The organism is Streptomyces sp. NBC_00328, from assembly GCF_036139655.1.
Lineage (GTDB): Bacteria > Actinomycetota > Actinomycetes > Streptomycetales > Streptomycetaceae > Streptomyces.
Map to the genome: position 1 here is coordinate 9,745,016 of NZ_CP108013.1, position 25,319 is coordinate 9,770,334.

At 72.0% G+C, this 25,319-nt stretch carries 24 protein-coding genes; 18 read left to right on the forward strand and 6 right to left on the reverse strand.

From position 1 onward, the window contains the following. The first annotated feature begins 216 nt into the window (after positions 1–216). The gene (locus OG485_RS42860; protein ID WP_326783046.1) at positions 217–855 is read left to right on the forward strand and encodes a ScbR family autoregulator-binding transcription factor; all 639 of its coding nucleotides are present in this window, start codon (positions 217–219) and stop codon (positions 853–855) included. 658 nt (positions 856–1,513) lie between these two features. On the opposite strand, the gene OG485_RS42865 is transcribed toward OG485_RS42860, so the two are convergent. After that, positions 1,514–2,509: a ScbA/BarX family gamma-butyrolactone biosynthesis protein gene (locus OG485_RS42865; RefSeq protein ID WP_328663478.1), complete on the reverse strand. Its 996-nt coding sequence runs from the start codon at positions 2,507–2,509 to the stop codon at positions 1,514–1,516. Positions 2,510–2,771: 262 nt separating this feature from the next. Between OG485_RS42865 and OG485_RS42870 the strand changes: the two genes are divergently transcribed. The 4 genes from OG485_RS42870 to OG485_RS42885 all read left to right on the forward strand — a co-directional run bounded on the left by OG485_RS42870 (position 2,772) and on the right by OG485_RS42885 (position 6,652). After that, on the forward strand, positions 2,772–2,984 hold the full coding sequence (locus tag OG485_RS42870) for an acyl-CoA carboxylase subunit epsilon (protein ID WP_326783044.1): 213 nt from the start codon (positions 2,772–2,774) through the stop codon (positions 2,982–2,984). Positions 2,985–3,107: 123 nt separating this feature from the next. Then, on the forward strand, positions 3,108–4,718 hold the full coding sequence (locus OG485_RS42875) for an acyl-CoA carboxylase subunit beta (protein WP_443048637.1): 1,611 nt from the start codon (positions 3,108–3,110) through the stop codon (positions 4,716–4,718). Between the two features lie 11 nt (positions 4,719–4,729). After that, entirely contained in the window at positions 4,730–5,347 is a 618-nt protein-coding gene (locus OG485_RS42880; protein ID WP_328663473.1) for a ScbR family autoregulator-binding transcription factor, read from the forward strand. Positions 5,348–5,797: 450 nt separating this feature from the next. After that, positions 5,798–6,652 (forward strand): AfsR/SARP family transcriptional regulator, encoded by an 855-nt coding sequence (locus tag OG485_RS42885; protein ID WP_326783041.1) that lies wholly within the window; start codon positions 5,798–5,800, stop codon positions 6,650–6,652. Positions 6,653–6,768: 116 nt separating this feature from the next. Here the strand turns inward: OG485_RS42885 and OG485_RS42890 are convergent, their stop codons facing one another. Together OG485_RS42890 and OG485_RS42895 are read right to left on the reverse strand one after the other, a co-directional pair. Next, the gene (locus tag OG485_RS42890) at positions 6,769–7,707 is read right to left on the reverse strand and encodes an AfsR/SARP family transcriptional regulator (protein WP_326783040.1); all 939 of its coding nucleotides are present in this window, start codon (positions 7,705–7,707) and stop codon (positions 6,769–6,771) included. A gap of 195 nt (positions 7,708–7,902) precedes the next feature. Beyond that, the gene (locus OG485_RS42895; protein ID WP_328663469.1) at positions 7,903–8,121 is read right to left on the reverse strand and encodes a hypothetical protein; all 219 of its coding nucleotides are present in this window, start codon (positions 8,119–8,121) and stop codon (positions 7,903–7,905) included. A 305-nt stretch (positions 8,122–8,426) separates the two neighbouring features. Here OG485_RS42895 and OG485_RS42900 point away from each other — a divergent pair, with 305 nt between their 5' ends. The 5 genes from OG485_RS42900 to OG485_RS42920 all read left to right on the forward strand — a co-directional run bounded on the left by OG485_RS42900 (position 8,427) and on the right by OG485_RS42920 (position 13,120). After that, the gene (locus tag OG485_RS42900) at positions 8,427–9,248 is read left to right on the forward strand and encodes an AfsR/SARP family transcriptional regulator (RefSeq protein ID WP_326783038.1); all 822 of its coding nucleotides are present in this window, start codon (positions 8,427–8,429) and stop codon (positions 9,246–9,248) included. A 94-nt stretch (positions 9,249–9,342) separates the two neighbouring features. Then, positions 9,343–10,149, forward strand: coding sequence for a thioesterase II family protein (locus OG485_RS42905; RefSeq protein WP_328663467.1), 807 nt, complete (start codon positions 9,343–9,345; stop codon positions 10,147–10,149). Then, a complete protein-coding gene (locus OG485_RS42910; RefSeq protein WP_328663465.1) occupies positions 10,146–11,420 on the forward strand; it encodes a beta-ketoacyl-[acyl-carrier-protein] synthase family protein in 1,275 nt (424 codons plus the stop codon). The genes OG485_RS42905 and OG485_RS42910 overlap by 4 nt, the downstream gene beginning before the upstream one ends. Continuing rightward, on the forward strand, positions 11,417–12,667 hold the full coding sequence (locus OG485_RS42915; RefSeq protein WP_328663463.1) for a ketosynthase chain-length factor: 1,251 nt from the start codon (positions 11,417–11,419) through the stop codon (positions 12,665–12,667). Before OG485_RS42910 ends, OG485_RS42915 begins: the two co-directional genes overlap by 4 nt. 123 nt (positions 12,668–12,790) lie before the next feature. Further along, positions 12,791–13,120 (forward strand): toxin-antitoxin system HicB family antitoxin, encoded by a 330-nt coding sequence (locus OG485_RS42920; RefSeq protein ID WP_328674205.1) that lies wholly within the window; start codon positions 12,791–12,793, stop codon positions 13,118–13,120. A gap of 46 nt (positions 13,121–13,166) precedes the next feature. On the opposite strand, the gene tnpB is transcribed toward OG485_RS42920, so the two are convergent. Together tnpB and OG485_RS42930 are read right to left on the reverse strand one after the other, a co-directional pair. Then, the gene (tnpB, locus tag OG485_RS42925) at positions 13,167–14,627 is read right to left on the reverse strand and encodes an IS607 family element RNA-guided endonuclease TnpB (RefSeq protein WP_328663461.1); all 1,461 of its coding nucleotides are present in this window, start codon (positions 14,625–14,627) and stop codon (positions 13,167–13,169) included. Continuing rightward, on the reverse strand, positions 14,624–15,199 hold the full coding sequence (locus OG485_RS42930; protein ID WP_328663459.1) for an IS607 family transposase: 576 nt from the start codon (positions 15,197–15,199) through the stop codon (positions 14,624–14,626). The genes tnpB and OG485_RS42930 overlap by 4 nt, the downstream gene beginning before the upstream one ends. A gap of 618 nt (positions 15,200–15,817) precedes the next feature. Between OG485_RS42930 and OG485_RS42935 the strand changes: the two genes are divergently transcribed. The 6 genes from OG485_RS42935 (at position 15,818) to OG485_RS42960 (ending at position 22,192) form a co-directional block, all read left to right on the forward strand. Further along, entirely contained in the window at positions 15,818–16,774 is a 957-nt protein-coding gene (locus OG485_RS42935) for an aromatase/cyclase (protein WP_328663457.1), read from the forward strand. Continuing rightward, positions 16,771–18,540 carry an acyl-CoA dehydrogenase gene (locus OG485_RS42940; protein WP_328663455.1) on the forward strand — a complete coding sequence of 590 codons (1,770 nt, stop codon included), beginning with the start codon at positions 16,771–16,773 and terminating at the stop codon, positions 18,538–18,540. The genes OG485_RS42935 and OG485_RS42940 overlap by 4 nt, the downstream gene beginning before the upstream one ends. A gap of 136 nt (positions 18,541–18,676) precedes the next feature. Continuing rightward, positions 18,677–19,498, forward strand: coding sequence for a 4'-phosphopantetheinyl transferase family protein (locus OG485_RS42945; protein ID WP_328663453.1), 822 nt, complete (start codon positions 18,677–18,679; stop codon positions 19,496–19,498). Positions 19,499–19,708: 210 nt separating this feature from the next. Beyond that, positions 19,709–21,187: a condensation domain-containing protein gene (locus tag OG485_RS42950; RefSeq protein WP_326783030.1), complete on the forward strand. Its 1,479-nt coding sequence runs from the start codon at positions 19,709–19,711 to the stop codon at positions 21,185–21,187. Between the two features lie 34 nt (positions 21,188–21,221). Next, a complete protein-coding gene (locus OG485_RS42955; RefSeq protein WP_326783029.1) occupies positions 21,222–21,380 on the forward strand; it encodes a hypothetical protein in 159 nt (52 codons plus the stop codon). Between the two features lie 392 nt (positions 21,381–21,772). Further along, positions 21,773–22,192 carry a pyridoxamine 5'-phosphate oxidase family protein gene (locus OG485_RS42960; protein ID WP_326783028.1) on the forward strand — a complete coding sequence of 140 codons (420 nt, stop codon included), beginning with the start codon at positions 21,773–21,775 and terminating at the stop codon, positions 22,190–22,192. Between the two features lie 91 nt (positions 22,193–22,283). Here the strand turns inward: OG485_RS42960 and OG485_RS42965 are convergent, their stop codons facing one another. Continuing rightward, positions 22,284–22,754 (reverse strand): nuclear transport factor 2 family protein, encoded by a 471-nt coding sequence (locus tag OG485_RS42965; protein WP_326783027.1) that lies wholly within the window; start codon positions 22,752–22,754, stop codon positions 22,284–22,286. Positions 22,755–22,920: 166 nt separating this feature from the next. Between OG485_RS42965 and OG485_RS42970 the strand changes: the two genes are divergently transcribed. Then, a complete protein-coding gene (locus OG485_RS42970) occupies positions 22,921–24,393 on the forward strand; it encodes an FAD-dependent monooxygenase (protein ID WP_328663448.1) in 1,473 nt (490 codons plus the stop codon). 50 nt (positions 24,394–24,443) lie between these two features. After that, positions 24,444–25,142: an antibiotic biosynthesis monooxygenase family protein gene (locus OG485_RS42975; protein ID WP_326783025.1), complete on the forward strand. Its 699-nt coding sequence runs from the start codon at positions 24,444–24,446 to the stop codon at positions 25,140–25,142. Positions 25,143–25,319 lie beyond the last annotated feature (177 nt).

The window sequence follows — 25,319 nt, forward strand, 5'->3', positions numbered from 1 at the left end:
GCGCGGCTCGGTGGGCGGCCGCGCCGACCACCCGGACACGCCTGCGGGTACGCGCCCGGTCCCTCGCGGGGCCTCGTGCGAACCGCGCCGGTCTGTCTTCCCGTGTGCACGCGCGGGCGCGGCAACCCGCCCCCGGCAGGCGCCGCACGAGCAGGCACGAACGTGAGAGCCGGTCCGCTGTGCGGCCGGCCGACCGCAGTCAGGGGAGATCCGTCGATGGTGAAGCAGGAGCGTGCCGCGCGCACGCGCGAGTCCTTGGTGCGAGCGGCGGCCGAGGTGTTCGCACGAGACGGCTTCGCTGTGGCCTCGCTCACCTCCATCAGCAGGAGGGCCGGAGTGAGCAATGGTGCGCTGCACTTCCACTTCGAGAGCAAGCAGGCCCTGGCGCGCGGGGTCGAGGACGAGGCGGCCGCCGTGGTCCGTGCGATCGCCGCCTCGGCGCAGACGGGCAGCCCCGATCCGCTGCAGCGGCTCATCGACGCCACCCATGCCCTGATGGAGCGGCTGGACCAGGACGTCGTGGTCCGGGCCGGCTTCGAGTTGGGCAGCGGCCCGCCGCGCCGCGACAGGGCCGTGGATCTGCGCGGACAGTGGCAGAGCTGGGTCGAGGAGGTGCTCGAGGACGCCGAGCGCGAAGGCGTCCTCGCCCAGGGGGTGTCCGCCGCCGATGCCTCGGTCACGGTGGTGGCGGCGACCGTCGGTTTCGAGCAGCTCGGCGCGGACGACCGTACGTGGACGTCGGCGCAGACGCTGGTGCAGTTCTGGGATCTGTTGCTGCCCCGGCTGGCCTCGGCCGACGTCCTGAGCGGGCTGAAGCCCGGTGGTGCGACGGCCGCGGCGTCCCGCCCGGGATAGACGGCGCGTGCAGTCCCGCCCGGACCCGGCCGGGACCGCTCCCTCGACGCGGCGGTCCTGTGCCGGGACAAACTGCTGCGCGACGAGGTACTGCCGGTGCTCGCCGCCGCGTTCGGCCGGCTGCGGCACGGCACTGCCTCGCCCGCCGAGTCCCTCGGCTGCGGCGAGCGTCGCCAACGCGAGGGACGCCTCCGGACACCCCGCAAACGCATCGAGACGGGCGTTGGCGAGGACCGGGAGGGGCGAGAGCTCCGGCTGAGGAGGCGGCTCGGCAATCAGCGCAGCAGAGCCGCAACGCTCTCCCGAACGCGTCGAACAAAACCCGGCCACCAGCCGCGCTGGACATCGCGACGCACGGACAGACGTGCGGTCCAGCCATCCTGTAGCAGGCCTCAAGGGATTGAGTCTCGTTGACATCCTCCCCCTCTTGAAAGAGGGGGATTCCAACCCAAAGGGGTTGAGGTTCACGGGCGTTCGGACGGCCGGTGGCCGTTGTCGCCCCTCCGGCACCGGCTGTGCGCCGGGGGCGGGGGATCCCGCCCTGTCCTGCCGCGACGTTGACTGATGCGTTCTTGTCGGCGTTGCAGGTGAAGCCGCAGGAGGAACAGACGGACTCGGCTTGGCTATTGCGCGAGTTCTTGTCGATTTCTTCGCGCGGTCAGTCGAACGGGGCGGCCCGCAGGGTCGAGGTGAACACGGGCCGGCCCTCCTGGCGGCCCGTGACGAGAACCGTCTCCGGGTCCTCGGGCGCGGCCTTGGGCAGGCGCAGGGCCTCGATCAGGCAGGGCAGGTCCAGCTCCACGTACCTCATGAAGGCGCAGTCGAGGCCGAGCGGCAGGATCGAGGGTCTGTCCAGGACCGCGGTCGCCGCCTGGCGGGCGGCCTCGAGGAGCACCATGCCCGGAGCGTGGTCGGCCTGGTGGTCGAAGAGGGTGGGGTGGCAGGTGTCCACGCGCAGTTGCCAGCGGTCCGGCTCGCCGGTGGGGGAGAGGACCACGTCGGTGGGTGAGAAGCGCCCCACGGCGGCCGGGGCCACCGGAGCCGTCGGCGGGAGGGGGCGGTCCCCGGCGTCGAGGACGCGCTGCGGACGCAGCCGCCGGTACACGGCCGGAGTGATGGTGCTGAAGGAGATCCGTCCCGACGCGGCGAGCCGCCTCTCGCGCAGCACCCTGGTCTCGACACACATGCCGGCCAGCCGGTGGCCTCGCTTTTTGATCTTCGAACAGGTGACGTCGAGGTCCAGTGCGGCGGGCGTCCCGCCGACCCGTATCTCCTCGGGACGCACGGTGAAGGCCAGCTCGTCCAGCAGGAACTGGTGGGCGAAGGGAACGCCGAACTCGGCGTGGGCGAGCAGGGCACCGGCCTGGCAGATCGTTTCAGCGGCGATCAGCGGGTCGTGGTGGGTTCCGTTCACGGGAGTGAAGAAGCTGTGGCCCCGCGGCCATTGGGCGGTCATCGCGAAGTGGGCGTCGCCCAGGCGCTGCCAGCCGGTGAGCACGACCTCGGCGACGGCTGCCCGGTGCACCAGTTCCCTGGGGACCGTGGTGGTCAGGTGCCCGTGAAGCGGTTCGGTCGACCGGAAAGGTGACTGAGCGGCTTGCGTCGTCGTGTGCTCGATCGACGGACCTTCGAACCGGAACGTGCTCGCGTTCATCGCTCCCCCTGAAACGAGACGGAGATGGCTGTGGAGGAAAATAGGGGGCAACCGGTTTGGTTTCCAGAGGAATCGGAGCCTCCGTACGGGATCGTTCGCCGTCGCCGCCCGCGGTCGGTGGCACCGCTGTGCGCAGCCCGCCCCTTCTCCGGCTCACAGCGTGGGTGGCGGTTCGGGCCGCCTGCTCCGGCGCCTCTTGAGCGGCACTGAAGTGCCTCTGTAGCGCGGTACCGGACGGTGGCCGGAACCGAGAGGAGCGGACATGGGTGAAGCGGACGTCACACCCCTCGCGCTGCGGGTCGAGCGCGGACGGGCCGACGATGACGAACTCGCCGCGGTGGCCGTCGTGCTGTGCTCACTGCTGGCCGGGCGGACGGCGGTGACCTGTGAGCAGGAGCCGCTTCCCGCCGTCCCGTCGTGGCGCCGTCCCGAGGACCCCGGCGGCGAGTGGCGTTCCCCGTACGGCTGGCGATAGAGCCATGAGCGCCGGCCGCGAATCGGCAGGCGCTTTTTCCAACGCTGATTCACGCGCGTGCCAGCCCTCACCTCATGTAAACCGCATAGCGGTTTGTCGACTGGGTGCAGTCCGGCCGCGCTCATGAGGGAGGCAGGCACAGTGACAGTCCTCAATGACATTCTCCAAGTGACCGCCGAGCCTTCGGACGCGCGCGGCCGGGTGGCGGAACTGCACGCGATCCGTGCGGAGGCGCTGCGCGGCCCCAGTGAGAAGGCGACCGAGGCGCAGCACGCCAAGGGCAAGCTGACCGCCCGGGAGCGCATCGAGCTGCTGCTGGACGCGGGCTCGTTCCGGGAGGTCGAGCAGCTGCGCCGGCACCGGGCGACGGGTTTCGGCCTGGAGGCCAAGAGGCCGTACACGGACGGTGTGATCACCGGCTGGGGCACGGTCGAGGGCCGTACGGTCTTCGTGTACGCCCATGACTTCCGGATCTTCGGCGGCGCGCTGGGTGAGGCGCACGCCACGAAGATCCACAAGATCATGGACATGGCCATCGCGGCCGGCGCGCCGCTGGTGTCCCTGAACGACGGCGCGGGCGCCCGTATCCAGGAGGGCGTCTCCGCGCTGGCCGGCTACGGCGGCATCTTCCAGCGCAACACCAAGGCCTCCGGGGTCATCCCGCAGATCTCGGTGATGCTGGGCCCGTGCGCCGGCGGCGCGGCCTACTCCCCGGCGCTGACGGACTTCGTGTTCATGGTCCGGGAGACCTCGCAGATGTTCATCACGGGCCCGGACGTGGTCCGTGCGGTGACCGGCGAGGAGATCACCCAGAACGGCCTCGGCGGCGCCGACGTGCACGCCGGCACCTCGGGCGTGGCGCACTTCGCGTACGACGACGAGGAGACCTGCATCCTTGAGGTCCGCTACCTGCTCTCCATGCTTCCGCAGAACAACCGCGAGTACCCGCCGCGCGCGGAGTCCGCGGACCCGGCCGACCGCCGCAGCGAGGTGCTGCTGGACCTGGTTCCGGCCGATGGCAACCGCCCGTACGACATGGCCAAGGTGATCGAGGAGCTCGTCGACGACGGCGACTACCTGGAGGTCCACGAGCGCTGGGCGCGCAACATCATCTGCGCCCTGGGGCGGCTGGGCGGCCAGGTGGTCGCCCTGGTGGCCAATCAGCCGCAGTCGCTGGCCGGTGTGCTCGACATCGAGGCCTCGGAGAAGGCCGCGCGGTTCGTCCAGATGTGCGACGCCTTCAACATCCCGATCATCACGCTGCTGGACGTGCCCGGCTTCCTGCCCGGTGTCGGACAGGAGCACGGCGGCATCATCCGCCACGGCGCCAAACTGCTGTACGCGTACTGCAACGCCACCGTCCCGCGGATATCGCTGATCCTGCGCAAGGCCTACGGCGGCGCCTACATCGTCATGGACTCCCAGTCCATCGGCGCCGACCTGACCTACGCGTGGCCCACCAACGAGATCGCGGTGATGGGCGCCGAGGGTGCCGCCAACGTCATCTTCCGCAAGCAGATCGCCGAGGCCGAAGACCCCGAGGCCATGCGCGAGCGCATGGTCAAGGAGTACAAGGCCGAGCTGATGCACCCCTATTACGCCGCTGAGCGCGGCCTGGTCGACGATGTCATCGACCCGGCCCAGACCCGCGAGGTCCTCATCAACTCGCTGGCGATGCTCCGCAGCAAACACGCGGACCTGCCCTCTCGCAAGCACGGCAATCCCCCGCAGTGACGGAGCACTCGATGGCCGAACAAGAACGTGCGGTGCGAACGCGGGAGAGGCTGATCGGATCCGCCGCCGAGACCTTCTGCCGCGAGGGCTTCGCGGTGGCGTCCCTCTTCGTGATCAGCGCACAGGCCGGAGTGGGCAGCGGAGCGCTGCACTTCCACTTCGCCGGCAAGGCGGCCCTGGCCGACGCCGTGGAGAGCGCCGCGCTGGACCGGTTGCGGATCATCGCCGGGGTGGCGTCGCGGGAGGGGGCGGGCCGGCTCCAGTGCCTGGTCGATGTGACCCACGGGCTCGCCCTCGGGCTGCGCGGGGACGTGGTGCTGCGGGCGGGTTTCGGGCTGGGCCGCGACACGGCCCGTGTGACGCCCGGCGGTCTGCGTGAGCACTGGCGGTGCTGCGTCGAGGAGGCCGTGGCGGAGGCCGGGAAGGCGCGGGAGCTGCGGCCGGGGGTGGCGCCGGAGAACGCCGTGACCGCGGTGGTGGCCGCGACCGCGGGCTTCGAGGCGCTCGGCTCCCGGGAAGAGGTCTGGCTCATGCCGCGTACGATCGCCCGCTTCTGGGAGCTGCTGCCGGCGCTGGCGGCAGGGGACCGCCTCGCGGCGTTGGAACCGGAAGGATCATCCGGCGACTAGGAAAGACCAGGCGGTTTGTTTCCGCTCGCTGATGAAATCTCGACCCCGGCTGCCCATGTACCGCGTTTCATCAGGTGAGGGCAGGTGCGGCAGATGGCCCCTGCTCTTCGCGAAGAGCAGGGGCCGGGGCCGCTTGCGTGCGGCAGTGGGGAAGGTTTCGGACATGTCGTGGTGACCCTCTTTCGCCGGTGTTCGGCTGGATCGGTGCGCCGACTTGCCTGGAAATACAGGTCAATTGGCGCCCGGATGGGAGCAGCTGGGGTGGTCATGGAGTCAATGAGTGGCTGGAAATAGTCTGCCAGACCCCCCAGATGGGCATCTGGGATTGACAAACCGACCGTGCTGTTTTTTTATCAAGGGGTCCGGTTGGCTGCACACCCGGGCCCCGGCAGCGGGAAACGCGGGAAACGCGCAGGCCGGGAACGGCTCCAGGCGACCTTTGGGGAAAACGTGGACATCGAAGTGCTTGGTGCGCTGTCCGTTCATGAAAACGGGGTGTCGATCACGCTGACGGCACCCAAGCCGCGGCAGGTCCTGGCCCTGCTCGCGCTCCACGCCGACCATGCGGTCCCTGTGGCCACGCTGATCGAGGAGTTGTGGGAGCAGAACCCGCCGCGCAGTGCGCGCACCACGTTGCAGACGTACGTCCTGCAACTGCGCGAGCTCATCGGCGTGGCACTGGCGTACGGCGAGAACGAGCGCTGCACCCCGAAGGACATTCTGGCCACTCTCCCCGGCGGCTACCGCCTGGAGACCCGTGGCGGAAGCGTCGACTACCGGGAGTTCGAGCGCAGGGCCGGTGCCGGCTACCGGGCGATGGACGCCGACGACTACCAGGGCGCCGCGCGCCGGCTGGCGGACGCGCTCTCGCTGTGGACCGGTCCCGCGCTCACCGACGTACAGGCCGGGAGCCGGATCGAGACGGAGGTCAGGCGCCTGGAGGAGCTGCGCCTGTGCGCGCTCGACCAGCGCATCGAGGCGGATCTGCGCCTGGGCCGCCACCGCGAGCTGCTGTCGGAGCTGACCGTCCTGGTCAAGCAGTACCGCCTGCACGAGAGCCTGCACGGTCAGTTCATGCTGGCGCTGCACCGCTCGGGCCGACGCGGCGAGGCGCTCAACGTCTACCAGCGGCTGCGCACCATGCTCGTCTCCGAGCTGGGCCTTGAGCCCTCGGCCGCGCTGAGCAGGCTGCAGCGCTCCATCCTGATGGCGCACCCCGAGAGTGCGGCCCCGCCCAAGGCGACTCTCCCGGTGACCGCTCCGGCGGGGGCCGGCGGCGGGCGGCTCGTGGCGCGGACGAACTGACCGCCCTGGCCTCGCGGCAGCCGGCGGCATGACCACTGAAGCCCTTCTCCCGACCCCTCGAACGGGGGGTCGGGAGAAGGGCTTCAGTGCTGTGCGCGGGGCGTCGAGGGCGGCCGTCAGCGGCTCGCCGCGCGGTCCGTGGCCAGCTGCTCGAAGCGGTCGGTCAGTTCTCGCTGCTGCCGGCTCAGGACCTCGATCTGGTGGCGCAGCCGGGCCACCTCGGCGCCCAGCGGGTGCAGGCCCGCCGCCCCCTCCGTTTCTCCGGTTTCTCCGAGTGCCGGGTCCTGCCGGTGGCGGATCGACTCCATACGGCCGCGCAGTACGGGCCCTGGCTCCACTCCGAGGTCGTGCACGAGCCGGCGTCGCGCCCGGTCGTAGACGCCCAGTGCCTCGGCCTGGCGCCCGCACTGGTACAGCGCGGTCATGAGCAGCTCGTAGAACCGTTCACGTAGCGGGTGAGAGGCCGTCAGCTCCGCCAGCTCGCCGGCGACCTCCCCGGCCCGGCCGGCCCGCAGGCAGGCGTCGTACAGCGTCTCCAGGGTGATCAGCCGGCTCTCCTCCAGCAGCGATGCCTCGGTCGAGCAGATGGTGCCGCGGCCCGCGCCCTCCAGCGCGGGGCCGCGCCACAGCGCCAGCGCCTCGCGCAGGACCTCGGCCGAACGGGCCGGGTCGGTGGCGGCCAGCGAGCGGCCCCGGGCCGTGAGGTGGTGGAAGCGCTGGGCGTCGGTGCCGGCCCGGCCCAGGCGCAGTACGTAGCCCAGCGGGCGGGTCACGAGCCACTCGTGGTGGCTCTCGCCGGAACCGGAACCGGAACCGGGTGCGGGGACGGGCAGCAGCCGGCGCAGCCGGGCGATATGGGTCTGGAGGGCATTGGCGGCGTTGGCGGGCGGATGTTCACCCCACAATTCGTCGACGAGCCGGTCCGGGGAAACGACCTGGCCGGCCTTCACGACGAGCGTACCCAAAAGGGCGCGCTGCTTGGCGCCGGCCGGCGTGATCCGCATATCGGCGCGCTCGCCGAAGACCTGGACGGGACCCAGGATCCCAAACTCCATCTCATCCTCGCACGGGGAGAGTCGGCAAGTACGCGGCCGTAGATCCGTATTCGGCATTCACTCAGAAATGGCCGCGGACAGATCCTTTCGCTCTTACCGGACTCTAGGCGCTTCTCGGCGCCAGCGGAGGATTTGTCAGCCGTACGCGGGGAGTCGTGGAGTGTTCCTTGAGGGGGATTCAGGTGCCTCGCGTTTTCACGGCTGGTCGCCGGTCAGGTCCGGAAAGCCTACCTGCACCCCGCGCCGATGCCAGGCGCTCAGCAGTCGCAGCAGGGTCTTCGGATCGGGCAGGCCCTGCAGCCCGGGCGGGCCTGCAGCCCGGGCTGCAGGGCCTGCGGCCTGGTCCCGGGCGAGTCGGTTCAGCAGCCCGCGGGTGAGCGGGTCGGCGCTGCGCGCCGTCGAATCCGTTGCCATGGCCGGAAACCTAACAGCGCCGCCTAGGGCGCCGGAAGAGAACTCGGTCGGCCGATATGGGCCTTTACATGACACGCCGGTGTTTTCTCGGCGCTGTGTCGGCTGCCTGTGCGCCGGGTCCGGCGGCCCCATTGGAAGGTCGCTCAAGACGCACTCAATTTCTGCATATGCGACGGTCGGGGGAGGATATGGTGCCACTCGTCCGCCGTCGACGGAAAAGACAAGAAGGGCCGGAAGGCGACACTATTGAAAACTCGAACACCGACTTGTTGCCGAAGTCGGCCGGCAAAGTGCGGAGGGGAATAATGAAGATCAAGGTCCTGGGTCCGTTGAATGTCGAAGTCAACGGTATATCGGTCGTCCCGACTGCGGGCAAGCCGCGCCAGATCCTGGCGCTGCTCGCGCTCTACCCGGGCAGGGTGGTGCCCGTGTCCACGCTGATGGAAGAGATCTGGGGCACCCACCTGCCACAGAGCGCGCTGACCACGCTTCAGACCTACATCCTCCAGCTGCGTCGCCGACTGGGCACCGCCATGGGCCCGGACGCGCCCGGCTCGGCCAAGGACGTGCTCGCCACCCGGTACGGCGGCTACCTGCTCCAGATCCCGGCCGAGGCGGTCGACGTGCGCGCGTACGAGTGCCTGGTGGCGGAGGGGCAGCAGGCGCACGAGGACGGCGAGGACGCCCGGGTGGCCAAGTGTCTGCGCGCGGCACTGGACCTGTGGGAGGGGCCCGCGCTGGTGGACGTACGCGTCGGCCCGATCCTCGACATCGAGGTGATGCGGCTGGAGGAGAGCCGCCTCGTGGCCCGCGAGCGCCGCATCGACGCCGACCTGCGGCTGGGCCGGCACATCGAACTCATCGCCGAGCTCACCGACCTGATCGCCCGCCACCCCCAGCACGAAGGGCTGCACTCGCAGGCGATGGTCGCGCTCTACCGGTCGGGCCGGCAGGCCAGCGCGCTCGACGTCTACCGCCGGATGCGCCAGCGGCTGATCGCCGAGCTCGGCGTGGAGCCCTCGCCGCAACTCCAGCGGCTGCACCAGGCGATGCTCGCCGTCGACCCGCGCCTGGACGTGGCCAGCGGGCCGCGGCGCACCTCGACCTTCGATCTGTACGCAGCCTGAATCGAGCACCACTCAAGCCACACAGGTGAGGCTCGGGCCGCGGCGGCGCCGTACGACGAACGTTTCCGCACAGCTTCCCTGAGGAGGGCGACCGATGGCTTCGCTGACGGCGGTAGAGGGGGCGGTGGGGCGGCGGGTACGACTCCACTGCCTTGCCCACGCGGGCGCGGGGGTGGCCAGCTACCGTCGCTGGCCCGGCGCGGCCGGGCCGGGCGTGGACGTCGCGGCGCTGGTGCTGCCGGGCCGTGACAGCCGGCGGCGGGAGCCGCGCATCACCGAGCGCGCAGGACTCCTGGCGGATCTGCTGCCTCCGCTGCTGGAGGCGGCCCGGTCCGGACCGTACGCGCTGTACGGCCACAGTCTGGGCGCCCTGGTGGCGTACACGCTCACCCGGGCGCTGGCGGACGCCGGGGTGCCGCCGCCCCTGTTCCTCGCGGTGGGCGCCTGCCTGCCCCCGCACGCCAGTGCCGCCTTGGTGGCCGCGGCGGAACACTCCGACGAACTGCTGCTGCCCCTCCTGGGTGAGCTCGGCTCGCTGCCCAAGGGAGCAGCCGCCCACCCCGGCGGGCTATGGCACCGCAGTGTGCTGCCTGTCCTGCGCGACGACCTGCGCCTGGCCCGAGCCCTGCGCCAGGCGGCCCTGGACCCCGTCACCGGCGGATCCGTGGACCTGCCCCTGCTCGTCTTCGCGGGCAGTGACGATCCGCTCGCCGTGCCCGCCGCCCTTGAAGAGTGGCGGCAGTGGACCACCGGGCCGATCACCGTACGCACCGTCGACGGCGACCACTTCTTCGCGGGCGCGGACGTACTGCCGGCCCTGGTCGGCGAGGCCTGCCGCGAGTACGAGGCGGCGGATGCCGCCGGGACCGCGGCGAGCGCGAGCGCGGGGGGTGTGCGGTGAAGCGCGTGGTCATCACCGGGGTCGGCGTGGTGGCCCCCGGAGCCGTCGGCACCGCCAACTTCTGGTCCCTGCTGACCTCGGGCCGTACCGCCACCCGGGGCGTCACCCTCTTCGACGCCGCCAGCTACCGCTCGCAGGTCGCCGCCGAGGTCGACTTCGACGCCGCCGCGCACGGCTTCACCCTCGCCGACACCGAACGCATGGACCGGGCCGCCCAGTTCGCGCTGGTCAGCGCCCGGGAGGCGATGGCCGACAGCGGCCTGCACGCCGTACTGGCCGCAGGGAACCGGCTGCGCACCGGGGTCAGTCTGGGCAACGCGGCAGGCTGCACCACCGGGCTCGCCACCCAGTACGCGCTGCTGAGCGACTTCGGCAGCACCTGGACCGTCGACCACTCCCGGGCCGCCGAGTGCCTCTACGACTACTTCGTGCCCAGCTCGCTGGCGGCCGCCGTGGCCCGCGACAGCGGCGCGCAGGGCCCGGTCAGCCTGGTCTCCAGCGGCTGCACCTCGGGCCTGGACGCGATCGGGCACGCCGCCGAGCTGATCCGCGAGGGCAGCGCCGACATGATGATCGCGGGCGGGGCGGAGGCACCGATCTCTCCCATCGCCATGGCCTGCTTCGACCGCATCCGCCTCACCAGCCCCCGCAACGAGGACCCCGCCACCGCCTCGCGCCCCTTCGACCGCACCCGCGACGGCTTCGTGCTCGGCGAGGGCGCGGCCGTGGTGATCCTGGAGGAGTTGGAGCACGCGCGCCGCCGGGGCGCCCACGCGTACGCGGAGCTGTCCGGCTTCGCCTCGTACAGCAGCGCGCACCACATGACGGGGCTGCGGCCGGGCGGCCAGGAAATGGCCGACGCCATCCGGGCGGCACTCGACGAGGCGCGGCTGAACCCGGTCGACGTGGACTACATCAACGCGCACGGGGCCGGCACCCTGCACAACGACCGGCATGAGACGCACGCCTTCAAGCAGGGACTGGGCGACCACGCCCGGCGCGTCCCGGTCAGCTCCATCAAATCGATGATCGGACACGCGCTCGGCGCCGCCGGAGCCCTGGACGTGGTGGCCAGCGTGCTGGCCATCGAGCACAGTACGGTGCCGCCGACCGCCAACCTGCACCAGCCCGACCCGACCTGCGACCTGGACTACACACCGCTGTTCGCCCGCGAGCAGCGCACCAGTACGGTGCTCAGCGTCGCCAGCGGCTTCGGCGGCTTTCACGCCGCCACCGTGCTGACCCGGCCCCGGCTGCGGGAGACGGCATGAGCGGCGTCAACGGCGCGAGCGGGGGCGTGCGCAGCCGGGCCCGGGTGCTGGTCACCGGCATCGGCGTGGCCGCGCCCAACGGGCTGGGTACCGAGGCCTGGTGGAGCGCCATGCTGGAGGGCCGCAGCGGCATCGTCCCGATCACCCGCTTCGACGCCTCCGGCTACCCGGTGCGGATCGCGGGCGAGATCCGCGGCTTCGTCGACGAGGACCACATCCCCAGCCGCCTGCTCCCCTCCACCGACCGGGTGACCCGCCTGAGCCTGGTCGCGGCCAAGGAGGCCCTGGAGGACTCGGGTGCCGACCCGGCCGCGCTGCCCGGCTACCGGGCGGGCGTGATCACGGCCAGCTCCGCAGGCGGCACCGAGTTCGGCCAGCGAGGGCTGGAGGCATTGTGGGGCAAGGGCGCCCAGTACGTCAGCGCGTACCAGTCCTTCGCCTGGTTCCACGCGGCGGGAACCGCCGAGATCTCCATCCGGCACACGCTGCGCGGCCCCGCCTCCGCCATGGTCAGCGAGCAGGCGGGCGGGATCGACACGCTCGCCCGCGCCCGGCGCGAGATCCGCAAGGGCGTGGGCCTCATGGTGACCGGAGGCGTCGACTCGGCGCTGTGCCCCTGGGGCTGGGCCGCGCACCTGGCAGACGGCCGGCTGAGCACCGACCCCGATCCGGCGCGGGCCTACCGGCCCTTCGACGCGGAGGCCCGCGGCCATGTCGTGGGTGAGGGCGGCGCGCTGCTGGTGCTGGAGGACGCGGCGGCCGCCACCGCGCGCGGCGTCAGCGGGTACGCCGTGGTGGCCGGGTACGCGGCGACCTTCGACGGCGAGCCTGGGGAGGAGCGGCTCAAGGAGGCGGCCGAACTCGCTCTGGTTGATGCCCGGGTGGGACTGGACCAGGTGGACGTGGTGTTCGCCGACGGAGCCGGGGAGCGGGCCGCCGACCGGGCCGAGGCCGAGGCGCTGGCCGCGCTGTTCGGGCCGCACGGGGTGCCGGTGACCGCGCCGAAGTCGATGACGGGCCGGCTGGGCGCCGGGGGTTCCTCACTGGACCTGGCGGCGGCGGCGCTCGCGCTGCGCGACAAGGTGGTGCCCCCGACCACCGGGACGCGGCGGGTCGCCGCGGACTGCCCGCTGGATCTGGTGACGGGCGCGGCGCGGGAGCTGCCCGGGCTGCGGACCGTGCTGGTGCTGGCGCGGGGCAGGGGCGGCTTCAACTCGGCCGCGGTGTTGCGGGCGGCCGATGCCTGAGCCGGCCTGCGGAAGGATGGGCAGGCCGGTTGTTCGCAGACCGGCGGCTCGACGGACCGGCGCCGCGGGGACCGCACGCGCCGGAGAGGGAGATCGCACGGACCGCTTCGGACCGGCTGAGCGCTGACGAGGAGGGCGCGGACGAGTCTCACGCTTCGCATCCCCAAAGAACTCCACGCCCGGCTCACCGCCCGGGCCCCCGCTGACCGGCGGCCCCTCAACGCCGAGATCCTGCACCTGCTCGAGATCGCCCTCGAAGCCGTCAAGGCGACGACGAATCGCCCTGACGGCGATTCCTCTGCCCCTGCCCTGCTCCGCAGCAGCTCGCATTCACCCCCCGGCCTGAAGGCCGGGGCACCCCGCAAGGAAACGAGGTGGAGGGCGCGCCGGCCGCGGGCTTCGGGGCCGGCTGGGCGTACCAGGAGGAAGCGTGAGCCGTTGCTGAGCCCGTAGTCAGGTCTCAGCCTTCCGGGCATTTCTGCCTGGAAGGTCCGTCACGTCACCAGAGCTTCAGGGGCTCGGCTTGAGGACGGTCTCCCGTTTCTGTCTGCTGCTGGTGCGGCAGGGTTGCGCCACCTGCCCGCCCCGTCCCCGTCTTGCGGCGGGGGCGGGTGGTGCGGGTCTTGTGGTCGGCTCCACGGGGCTTCGACACCGCCGGGGCGGTGTCCTGGTCTCCGGCCACTCCGGTACCAGTCGTGCAGGCTGTTGCTGCGAGGGCAGCGAGGTTTCGTGCCGCGTTCGTGTCCCGGTCGATGACCAGGCCGCACGCGTCGCATGCGTAGGTCCGCACGTGCAGCGGCAGTTTGGCTTTCACTGTGCCGCACCCGGAGCAGGTCTTGGAGGAGGGGAACCAGCGGTCGGCCGCGATGATGCGGGTGGCGTGGCGCTGGCGGGTCTTGTAGGTGAGCTGGCGGCGGATTTCGCCGAATCCGGCGTCGGCGATGTGCCGGGCCAGGCGCCGGTTCTTCACCATGCCGGCGACGTTGAGGTCCTCGATCACGACGGTGCCGTACTCGCCGGCAACGCTCGTGGTGAGCTTGTGCAGGGCGTGCGCGCGGAGGTTCGCGACCCGGTGGTGCACGCGGTTGCGCTGGGCGTTGGCTTTTTCCCACCTGCGGGAGGGTTTCTGTCCGGTGCGCTGGTCCGGGCCCCGGCGCCGGGAGACGGTGCGGGAGGCGCGGCGCAGCTGCTTCAGCGCGGTGCTCAGGTGCCGCGGGTTGGGGACCTCACGGATCTCGCCTGCACTGTCGGCCATGACGGCCAGGGTCTTGATACCGAGGTCGATGCCTACCGCGACCTGGGGGCGGGTGACTCGGACGAGGTCGCGCTTCACCTCCACCTGGAACGAGGCGAACCAGCGTCCGCACTCGTGGCGGACGGTCGCCGACAGGATGCGCGCGGTCCCGGCCATGATGCGGGCGAGGAGGCCGCCAGTGGACTCGCGCGTGCGGATCGCCCCGAGGCGGGGCAGGGTGACGTGCCGGCCGTCGGCGTCGACACGGATGGTGCCGGTGGTGAACCGGCAGGACAGACGCGCCTTCCGCTTCGACTTGAACCGCGGCGCACCCATCCGGACGCCCTTGCGCTTGCCGTTCTTCGACTTGGCGTAGTTGTCGAACGCGGCCGACGCGTTGGCGAGGCCGGTGTTGTACGCCTCCTTGGAGTTCTCCTCCCACCAGGCAGCGAAGCGCGGATCAGTCTTCTTGGCCTGGTTGAACTCCTTGCGCAGCGCGGGCAGCGACCACGGCCGCCACTCGGTGAGCCGGTCGGCGGGGATGCCGTAGGACTCCTCCGCGCGGCGTTGCCACCAGGATGCGGTCACCCAGCCGACAGCCCAGTTGTACGCCGCGCGCGCCGCACCGCAGTGCGAGCGCAACGCGTGCTCCTGGGCGGCGTTCGGGTCCAGCGCGAAGCGGTACGCCTGCACCACGAACCCGGGCTGCGGCCGGAACTTCTTCACTCGAGGGCCTCGCCGGTCGCCACGGCCACCGCGCGGGCGGCCCGGGTCTTCGCCGCCCGCTGCCCGTACAGGCGGGCGCACATCGAGGTGAGCACCTCGGTGACGTCCCGCACCAGGTCGTCTGCTGTCTCGGCAGGGTCGAGGACGACCAGGCGCCTGCCGGACGCCGACAGCGCGGCCTCGAGGTGCTCGACGCCGAACCGGGTCAGCCGGTCACGGTGCTCGACCACGATCACAGCCGTGCCCGGGTCGGAGAGGAGCAGGTGCAGCTTGCGGCGGCGCCCGTTCAGCCCCGACCCGACCTCGGTCATGACCTCCGCGACGGCCAGGACCAGTCCGTTCGCGCCGGACACCACCCGCGCGGCCTGCCGATCCAGGTCGGCCCTCTGGTCTGCTGACGACACGCGGCAGTACGCCACCACGCGTCCGGACGGCTGGGCGGCAACCTCGTCGACCAGCCACGTCCCGGACGGCGCCTGGCGGACCGGCACGGGCATCTTCCCGTCCTTCACCCACCGCCAGGCGGTCTGGTAGCTCACGCCCTGCTGACGCGCCCACTCCGACAGCCTCACAAAACCAAGCTACGTGAGATGTCTGACCAGAGACGACTATGAATGATTAGAAAATCCATAGCAGCTGTCACCCCTGTTGCGCCGTGCCGCGGAAGTCTTGGACACCCCGGCGGCGCGCAGCCCGAAGCCGCCCACCAGGACGGGGGTGGCCGGGTGGGCGGCGGTCACGAGCCGGGCCGGGGAAGGGGAGCTGCCCGGGACGCCGGAGGCGTCGTCCGTCAGGTCGACGCCGCCTGAGCTTCCGCCCGGAGAGTCTCGGCGGCCGGGCTCGAGGACGGCTCAAGCGGCGGGGGCTCGAACCCTCCCGCGAGACCGGCGTACGTCCAAAAGGGAGGCCGGGCCTTCGGATCGAGGCGGACGCAGCGGGTGGCTGGAGCCGCGCTCCAGTCAAGCCCATGCGGTCTGCGAGCGGTTCCGGACAGTGTCGTGGGTACGGCCGTCAGCCCAGCGCCGCACGACAAGGTCTGTCGGCGGCCCTCAGCGGCAGGCGGACGGGTTCGCCGGTGCGAGGTCACCGGCGCAGTGATGGCACCGTGCCGGGCGGAGGTCGGAGTCCCGCCGCAGCCCGGACGCCGCCGGTCGGAGCCGGCCGGCGTACGAATGAGGAGGGTGTGGAAGATGTCGGATGCGCGTGTGCACCGCACGGTCCACGAAGTGATCGCGGCGGCCCCGGCCGGAGTGATGTACGGGCTGATCGCGGACGCCACCCGGTGGCCGTTGTTCTTCCAGCCCTGTGTCCATGTCGAGCAGCTCGACTTCGACGGGAAGCGGGAGCGGTTGCGCATGTGGGTCACCGCGGGCGAGACCGTCAAGTCCTGGGTGTCCAGCCGGCACCTGGACGTGGAGCGGCTGCGCGTGGAGTTCACCCATGACCTGCCCGCCGCGCCCACGCGGTCCATGAGCGGCGTGTGGACGGTGGTGCCGCTGGGTGAGTACGCCGCCAAGGTGACCCTGGAGCACTCCTTCACCGTCGCCCGGGACGTGCCGGCGGACGTGGCCTGGGTCGAGCAAGTCACCCGCGACAACAGCCGCGCCCAGCTGGACCGGCTGGCCGAGCTCGCCGAGCGCTGGACGCGTCTGGACGACCTGGTGTGGTCCTTCGAGGACACCGTACGGGTCGACGCCCCCGGCGAGCCGGTGTTCGACTTCCTGTACCGGGCGCGGGACTGGCCCGCCGGCCTCCCGCACGTCAACCGGGTCGACCTGGTCGAGGACGAGCCGGGAGTACAGCTGATGTCCATGGGCAGCCTGTCCGTCGACGGCGGCGCGCACAGCACCGAATCGGTGCGCATCTGCTTCCCGGGCACCCAGCGCATCTGCTACAAGCAGACCCGGACCTCGCCCCTGCTGACCGCGCACACCGGCGAGTGGTCGATCGAGCCCGACGAGTCCGGGGTGAACCTGACGGCCCGGCACAGCGTGCTGCTGTGCGAGGAGAACATGGAGAGCGTGCTGGGCGAGGGCACCGACGCGGTGGCCGCCGGCCGGCACGTGCGCGAGGCGATGGGCCAGGCAGGCCTGTCCGTACTGCGCCACGCCGCGCAGTACGCCATCGACTCGATCCGCGTCCTGTGACCGCGGTCCAGGACACCATGGTCCCCGCACGGGACGAAGGTGAGGCGGCGCCCGCCACCGCGTCCGAGCGCGCCGCCCGGCTGGAGGCGGCCCTCGGCGACCCCCTTGATCCGGACAACCCGCACGGACACCTGGCGCTGCTGCGCGCCGACGAGGCCCGCGACGCGCCGGCGGCCACCGAGGCACTGCTCGCCGAGGCGGGCCTGGGCGCCGAGTTCGTCCCGTACGACCTCGGCGGCCGGCTCACCGATCTGGAGGAACTCGCGCGGGTACTGCGCCCGTTGTTCCGCCGCGATCTCGCGCTCGGCTACGGATTCGGCATCACCTCGCTCTTCGCCGCCTGCGCGGTGTGGACCGCGGGGGACGAGCCGCAGCGCCGGGCGCTGGCCGCGCACCTCCTCGACGGAGGCCGGGTCACGATCGTGCACCGCGAGGTGGCGCACGCCAACGCGATCCTGCGCAACGAGGTCGAGGCGGAGCCCGGTCCGGACGGCGGCTGGGTGCTCAACGGGCACAAGGACACGGTCATCAACGCCCACCGCGCCCAGGCCTTCGTCGTGTACGCGCGCACCGCGCGCGAGGAGGGTCCGCGCAGCCACTCCGTGCTGCTGCTCGGCCCCGAGCCGCCCGCCTCCGGCGAGGTGCGCAGGCTGGGCAGGGTCGAGATGCCGGGCATGCGCGGCGCTCACTTCTCCGGACTCGAATTCGCCGATGTGGCCGCGGGACCCGAGGCGCTGGTCGGCGAGGTCGGCGAAGGGGTGTCGCTGGCGCTGCGCAGCTTCCAGATCAGCCACTGTCTGATTCCGGGCGTGGTGCTGGCCGGCGTGGACAGCGTGCTGCGCCAGGCGGTGCGCGCGGCCGTGGAGAACCGGCCCGACGGATGGCCTGCCCGGCGGTGGCAAAAGGTGCTCGCCGGGGTCTTCGCGGACCTGCTGGCCTGCGACAGCATGGCCGTCACCGGGCTGCGGGCGATGAGCCTGCTGCCGGAGGACTCGTACCTGCTGGCCGCCGCGGTCAAGTACACGATGCCGGACCTGCTGCGTGAGGACCTGGAGGAGCTGGCGACCGTGCTCGGCGCCCGCGGGTACGACCGCGGGCCGCTGCACGGCGGCTTTCAGAAGCTCGTACGGGACCTGCCGGTGGCCGGTCTCGGACACGCGGGGACGGCCGTATGCCAGGCGGTGCTGGTGCCGCAGCTGCCGGCGCTGGCGCGCACGGCGTGGTTCCGTACACCGGAGCCGCCGGCGGGGCTGTTCGAACCGGGGGCGCCGTTGCCCCCGTTCGACCACCGGCGCCTCGCGCACTCCGGTACGGACGACCTGCTGACGGCGACTCTGGTCGGCGCGGCGGGCCGGCTGGCGAAGGGGCGCTCCGGGTACGCCGACGGGTCGCCGCACGCGGTGCTGGCGGGGCTCGCGCAGGCGTTCGTGGCGGAGCTGAGGGTGCTGAGGGCGCGGTGCGCCGCGTTGAGCGCGCCGGTCGGCGGCACCGGATTCGATGCGCAGGCCTGCGCGCTGGCCGACCGGTACGCGCTGGTGCTCGCGGCGGCGGCGGTACTCGGCATGTGGGAGGGGCAGGCCGGGACCGGATCGTTCCTGGAGGAGCCCGCCTGGGCCCTGCTCGCGCTGAGCCGGATCGCGCGGCGGCTGGGGGCGGTGGTGCCGAACCTTCCCGAGAGCGTGGTGGGCTCGGTGCTCGGTGAGGTGCTGGAGCGGTGCCGGGAGGGGCGGAGCCTCGACCTGTACGGGACGGCGCTGGCGGGCTGAGGCGTGCGGTGACCTCGCCCGCCCGCCTTCGGGTCACGGCACCGGAGACGTGTCGGGGCGGTGGACGAACGCCTCGGCCAGATCGCCGTCCGCCCCGCGGGACCGGGACGGACGGCACTACACGCAGGAGACGACGATGGACCAGGTGAGATGCGCCGCCCCCCTTCGTGTGCCGCGGCCGCACGGTCCGTGGCACGGGGTGAAGGAGAACCTGACCGGGCTCGGCAACGCGGTGGTCCACACGACCTGGAGCGAATGGCTGCCCAGCGTGCTGACCACACCCCGGCTGCGCGAGCTGCTCGGGCCGGACTGGGACCGCTACCGGCGTACCCCCGACGCCACCGTGCGCTACCGCTTCGCGGCCGCCCGGCTGCTCATCAAGTACACGGCGGCGGCGGCGCTCGGCATCCCGCCGGAGTACCTCGACCTGGCCTACCGGCTGGGAGGGCGCCCCTATCTGCGCGGCTTCGACCAGATCGAGCTGAGCCTGTCCCACACCGGCGACCTGATGGCCGTCGGGCTGAGCCGCACGGGCCGGATCGGCGTGGACGTGGAGCTGGCCGGCCGCAACGTACGGCTGGACCTGCTGGAGGCGCAGATCCTGACCCCGGCCGAGGCGGCGGAGATCGCCGGGTTGCCGGAGGCGGAGCGGGTCCCGTACGCGCTGAAGCTGTGGACCCTCAAAGAGGCGTACAGCAAGGCGCTCGGGCAGGGGCTGCGGCTGGGCTTCAAGGAGTTCGGCTTCAAGGAGTCCGGCTTGACGGGCGCGCGGCTGCACGCCGCGGACGGCAGCGCGGCGACCCGGGGGGAGTGGGGCTTCGCCACGCACCCGGTGATGGGCCGCTACCTGCTGAGCACGGCCTGCCACGACGCGGGGCTGTACACCGCCAACGACACGTCGGTGGGGACCATGCTCGACCAGGGGTTCCTGTCGGCGATGAACCAGAGCGCGAGCTGACCTGCGGCCTGGGTCCGGGGCTTGAGGGTCCGGGGCTTGAGGCGCTCTGCGGCGGACTTCGAGGCGCGCCAGCGCTCTGCCAGGTCCCCGGCAGCGGGTTGCTCCACAGTGGACCCGGGAGTGCCGCGCCCTCGGGCGCCCCGCTCTCCGGGTCCCCCGGCGTTCCGGGCGCCCCGTACGGGATGATCTGGACCGGAGGAGGGCGACCACATGGCCAGGCCGAGCCGCCCGCGCGCGGGCCGGGGACGAGGCGGTCGCCAGGCAGGCTCCGCCCTGCCGCTGACCTGGTGGCAGCACGACCTGCTGCTGGACTCACTGGAGCACCGCGGCACCGGCCGCCACGTCGAGCAGCTGTCCTGGCGCTGGTGCGGACCGCTGGACACCGAGCGGTTCACCGCAGCCTGGCAGTCCGTCACCGACCGGGAGACGGTGCTGCGCGCCGCCGTCGACTGGGAGCCGTGGCCGCGCGTGGTCCTGCACGACCGGGCCGCCGTCGAGGTCGTACGCCACCGGGCCGGCGCCGTCGACTGGGACGAGCTGGTGGAACGCGACCGGCTGCGCGGCTTCGACCTGCGCGGCCCCGGACCGCTGCGGGTCACCCTGGTCGACGACCCGGCGCCCGCCGCGCGCGTGCTGCTCACCTTCCACCACGCACTGCTGGACGCCTGGAGCGTGTTCGTCCTCCTGGACGAGTTCTACCGGGCCTATCTGGCCGGCGGCGCGCTGCCCGGAGGGGAGAGGCGGCCCGACATCCGCGACTGGGCGCGCTGGCTGGAGCACCAGGACCCGGGCCCGGCACGGGAGTTCTGGACCCGGACGGTACCCGAGGGCGCGCCTGCCGTGCTGCCCGCCGCGCCCGGCCCGGACACCCTGGAGAGCGGCTGCGGCCGCGCCGAGGCGCGCTTGTCGGCCCAGGAGGCCGAGCGGCTGTACCGCTGGGCCGCGGCCCAGGCGGTGCCCGAATCCAGTGCACTGCAGGCGGTCTGGGCGATGCTGCTGTATCGCGGCGCGGGCCTGAGCGGCCCCGCGCAGGTCGGATTCGGCGTCACCGTTTCAGGGCGCGGCATCGCCCTGGAGGCCGTTGAGCGGCTGCCCGCGCCGATGCGCAACTGCCTTCCGATGTCCGTCCAGGTCGATCCGGCGCACCGGCTGGGGCGGCTGCTGACGGTGCTGCGCGACCGCGCGCTGGACATGGCGGCGTACGAGTGGGTCTCCGCCGGGCAGATCCACGAGTGGACCGGCCGGGCCACGGGCGGCGGGCCGCTGCTGGCGAGCCTGGTAGCCGTCGGAAGCGTGCCGCGCCCGCCGCGGGAGCTGCGCGCCGGGCTGGCCGACCACGGCGTGCGGATCGAGCCGCTGTACGCGAGCGGTGCGCACACCGCCTTCCCCGTGGCCCTGCTCACGCAGCGCGGCCCCGACGGCTCGCTGACGCTGACCGCCGCACACGACCGGTCCCGGATGTCCGGAGCCGATGCGGTCCGTCTGGTCGGCCACTGCGCGCGGCTGCTGCGCGAACTGCCCGCCACCAGCGCCGAGACGACGCTCGCCCAGGTGCTCGCCGTCCTCGAAGGGGACGAGCCGCCGCGGATCGCCCAGCGGCGCGGCTCGGCCGCTCAGCGGGCGGCACGCTTCCGCCTTCACTCGATCGGTGAGCGATCCGACGTCGAGTGGATCCCTAGCGGGTCTTGACACCGTGGGACGACTCATCGTGAAGGAGCCGCCCATGTTCACCTACGACATCAGGCAAGATTTCCGGGAGGTCGAGATGTTCTTCTTCGGCTTGGTCCCGGTGGGGGTCGCGCCGCCGCTGCGGCTGGCCGGCGTGGACGAGGACGACACGGAGTTCCTCGAGGAGTCCACCATCGTCCGCGGTATCGACTAGCCCGTGTCGTACGGGACACCACCGGCCGACCGGCTTGCCGGCCCTCTCTCCGCTCGGCTCTCCACCCGCCTCTGCGCTCACCCGACCATTCGCGTCGCGCGGCTGCGCCGTGTTGTCCGGCTCGCCGTGAGGGGTGCGGATCCGGCCGTCGGCCGCCCCGTCGGCCCGGCCCTCTGGGTGGCCCATGGCCGAAACCAGACGGTTCCGAGTGGAACTCGATCCATCGCGTAGCGCCGCTCCAGCCCCGGCCGAGCGGTCTTTTGCACGCTGCCTGCCTGGACCCGGGCCGCCTGGCGGACCGGGTCGGCCACCGCCGGGTCCGCCCCCGTGCGGGACGGCGCCGCCGGCCTCGCCGCGGCCGTCGAGCACCAGCGAAAGAAAGGAATCACCCGATGTCGCTGTCGAAGCAGCGCGCCGGCGCACCGCAGGTGTCGCCCTCGGTCGAGGCGTTTCTCAACGACCCCGAGCACGCGGGCGTGCTCACCACCGTCAGGCCCGACGGGACACTGCACACGGCGCCCGTACGGTTCACCTGGGACGGGACGGCCGGCCTTGTCCGGGTCATGACCGTCGCCTCCTCGCGCAAGGCGCGCAACCTGCTGTCCGACCCCGGCGGCCGGGTGGCGATCTGCCAGGTGCAGGGCTTCACCTGGGTCACGCTGGAGGGCTCCGGCACGGTGGTGCGCGAACCTGAGCGGGTGGCCGAGGGAGTCAAGCGGTACGCCAAGCGGTACCGGTCGGCGCCGCCGAACCCGCCCGGCCGGGTGGTGATCGAGATCGAGGTCGACCGGGTACTGACCCTCAACACCTGAGCAGTACCTGCGCACCACCGCAGCCCCGGCACCCGAGCGCGCGGCGGCAGCCTTCCCGGCTGCGCCGCGCGCTCACCCGTATCGCGCGCGCCTACGCGACCGGCGGAGGAGTGCCGTCCGCCCACAGCAGGCGGAAGGACAGCAGGGTCAGCCGCCATCCGACGGGGGTGCGCAGGGCCTCGCCGTTGACGAAGGTGCCGGTGGTGAACAGCGGCGCGAGCACGCCCTGCGGCGGGACGTGGCGCGGGTGGTGCACCTGGGTGGAGATCAGGTTGGCGCGGAGGGTGGCCCGGTCCCCGTCCAGGACGACCACGGCCGGGGAGCCCAGGTGCTGGGTGGCGGCGAAGGACGACAGGGCCTTGCGGTGGAACCCGGCCATGCCCTCGGTGCCCTCGTGCCGGCTCATCGGCGGGAAGGCCACCACCGCGTCCGGGGTGAACAGCTCCGCCGCCCAGGCGTCGTCGAGTTCTTCGTCGTCGAGGGAGACCAGATAGCGGTTCAAAAGGGCCGCCACAAGAAGGCTTGCGGTGCCGGATTCCTCGAGGATTTTGGTGGAGGTCATCCTTGAGAATGCGCCTGGCCCGTCCCGTCCGGGCAACCCCGCCTGACAAAGATCTGACATTGCTGACGCTTTTCTGTCATTGATTGTCGAAGGTCTGTATCAATCCGTCTTTACGCCCCGCCCGGGCCCTCGTGATACTGGCCGAACACCAGTGGGAAGAGGCGGGATGAGCACCTTTGATGTAGATGCCATTGTCGTGGGAGCCGGGCCCACCGGACTCATGCTCGCGGGCGAGTTGAGGCTCAATGGAGCCTCGGTGATAGTCCTTGACAAACTTGCCGAGCCGATTATGGAATCCCGGGCGCTCGGCTTTTCTGCGCGGACCATCGAGGAATTCGCCCAGCGCGGCCTGATCGCCCGCTTCGGCGAGGTCGGCGTCATTCCGGTCGGCCACTTCGGCGGCGTCCCGCTCGACTACCAGGTGCTCGAAGGCGGCTCGTACGGCGCCCGCGGCATCCCGCAGGCCCGTACCGAGGGCGTCCTCGGCGGCTGGGCGCGCGAACTGGGCGCCGAGATCCGCCGCGGCGTCGAGGCCACCGGCCTGGCCCAGGACGCCGAGGGCGTGACGCTCACCGCGCAGGGCGCGGACGGCACCCTCACCCTGCGCGCCCGTCACGTGGTGGGCTGCGACGGCGCCCGCAGCATCGTGCGCAAGCTCGCCGGCATCGACTTCCCCGGTACCGAGCCGGCCGTCGAGCTGCGCTTCGCGGACGTGGCCGGCGTACCGCTGCGCCCGCGCTTCAGCGGCGAGCGCGTCCCCGGCGGCATGGTGATGGTCATTCCCATCGGCCCGGACCGCAGCCGCGTCATCTACTTCGACAGCGCCGAGCCTCTGCGCAAGAGCCCCGAGGCGATCACCTTCGAGGAGGTGGCCGCATCCTGGCAGCGCCTGACGGGCGAGGACATCAGTGGCGCCACGCCGCTGTGGGTCAGCTCCACCACCGACAACAGCCGCCAGGCCGCCGAGTACCGGCGCGGCCGGGTCTTCCTGGCCGGTGACGCCGCGCACATCCACCTGCCCATCGGCGCGCAGGGCATGAGCGCGGGCATCCAGGACGCGGTGAACCTCGGCTGGAAGCTCGCCCTGGACATCCAGGGCCGGACGCCCGAGGGCCTGCTCGACACCTACCACGCCGAGCGGCACCCGGTCGGGGCCCGGATCCTGACCAACACGCTCGCCCAGCGCATCCTCTACCTCGGCGGCGACGACATCACCCCGATGCGCGAGGTCTTCACCGAGCTGGTGGAGAACCACGAATCGGTCCGCCGCCACCTCGTCGGCATGGTCACCGGCCTCGACATCCGCCACGACGTCGGCGCGGGCGACCACCCGCTGCTCGGCCGGCGCCTGCCCGACCGGGAACTCGTCGTCGACGGCGAAAAGACCTCGGTCTTCGCGCTGCTGAACGCCGGCCGCGCCGTGCTCCTCGAACTCGGCGGCGACCACGGCCTGCGCGAGGCGGCCGCTGGCTGGGCCGACCGCGTCGAGGTGGTCCGCGCCGACCAGCCCGACTGCGACGCCCCGGTGGACGGCATCCTCGTCCGCCCCGACGGCTACGTCGCCTGGCTCGCGCCCGAAGGCGCCGGCTCCGAAGGCCTCACCGACGCTCTCACCCGCTGGTTCGGTCCCGCCGGCTGAGCGCTTTTCCGTCCCGCTCCGTCCGTACCCTCCACAGGAAGCGAAGAAGAATGCCTTTCATCTCCCTTGAGGACAAGCACCTGACCGTCCTCAACCTCTTCACCACCGACGCGCCTGAGAAGCAGGACAGCCTGATCGAGGAGATGCGGAAGATCGTCGACGCGGCGACGTACGACGGCTGGATGAACAGCACCGTGCACGCGGGCGTCGACAGCCTGGGCACCGCCAACTTCATCCAGTGGCGCAGCGGCGAGGACCTGGAGCGGCGATACGAGGGCGAGGAGTTCAAGCACCGCACCCTCCCCGTCTTCGGCGAGATCACCACCTCGATCAAGCTGCTGCAGAACGAGGTCGCCTACACGCTGACCTCGGGCGCCCTCGACGGCAAGGTCGAGGTCGGCCCGCACCGCGACGACTACACCGTCCTCGGCGTCTTCTCCGTGACCGACGACGGCCAGGACGAGGCCATCGACGCCCTCGGCAAGGGTCAGGACTTCTTCGCCGAGGTCCCCGGCTTCCGCTCGCACGTGGTCCTCAAGGGCCTGCGCGCCCGCGGCCTGGACGGCAAGTTCGTCGTCTCCTACTCGCAGTGGGACAGCAAGGAGGCCTACGACTCCTACCGCGACCAGGCCCCGGAGCAGCAGTCCGCCGCGCGCCAGGAGGCCCAGAACCGCGTCCGCGCCGTCTCCACCGGCGCCCCGTACATCAACTCGTACACCGTGGTGCACTCCCGCTCTGCCGGCGAGTGAACCGGCGCGCTTTCCACGGCGCGACGGGACCGCAATGCCCTGGACGCCCGGCACCCCGCTCAGGGCGCCGGGCGTCCCGCGTACGTGCCCCCCATCCATGAGAAGGCGCACTGTGCACCCGCTCCGGCGGAATTCGAGAATCCCCCGTGCGGCGCGCTATCGCCAGGCGGGACCGTC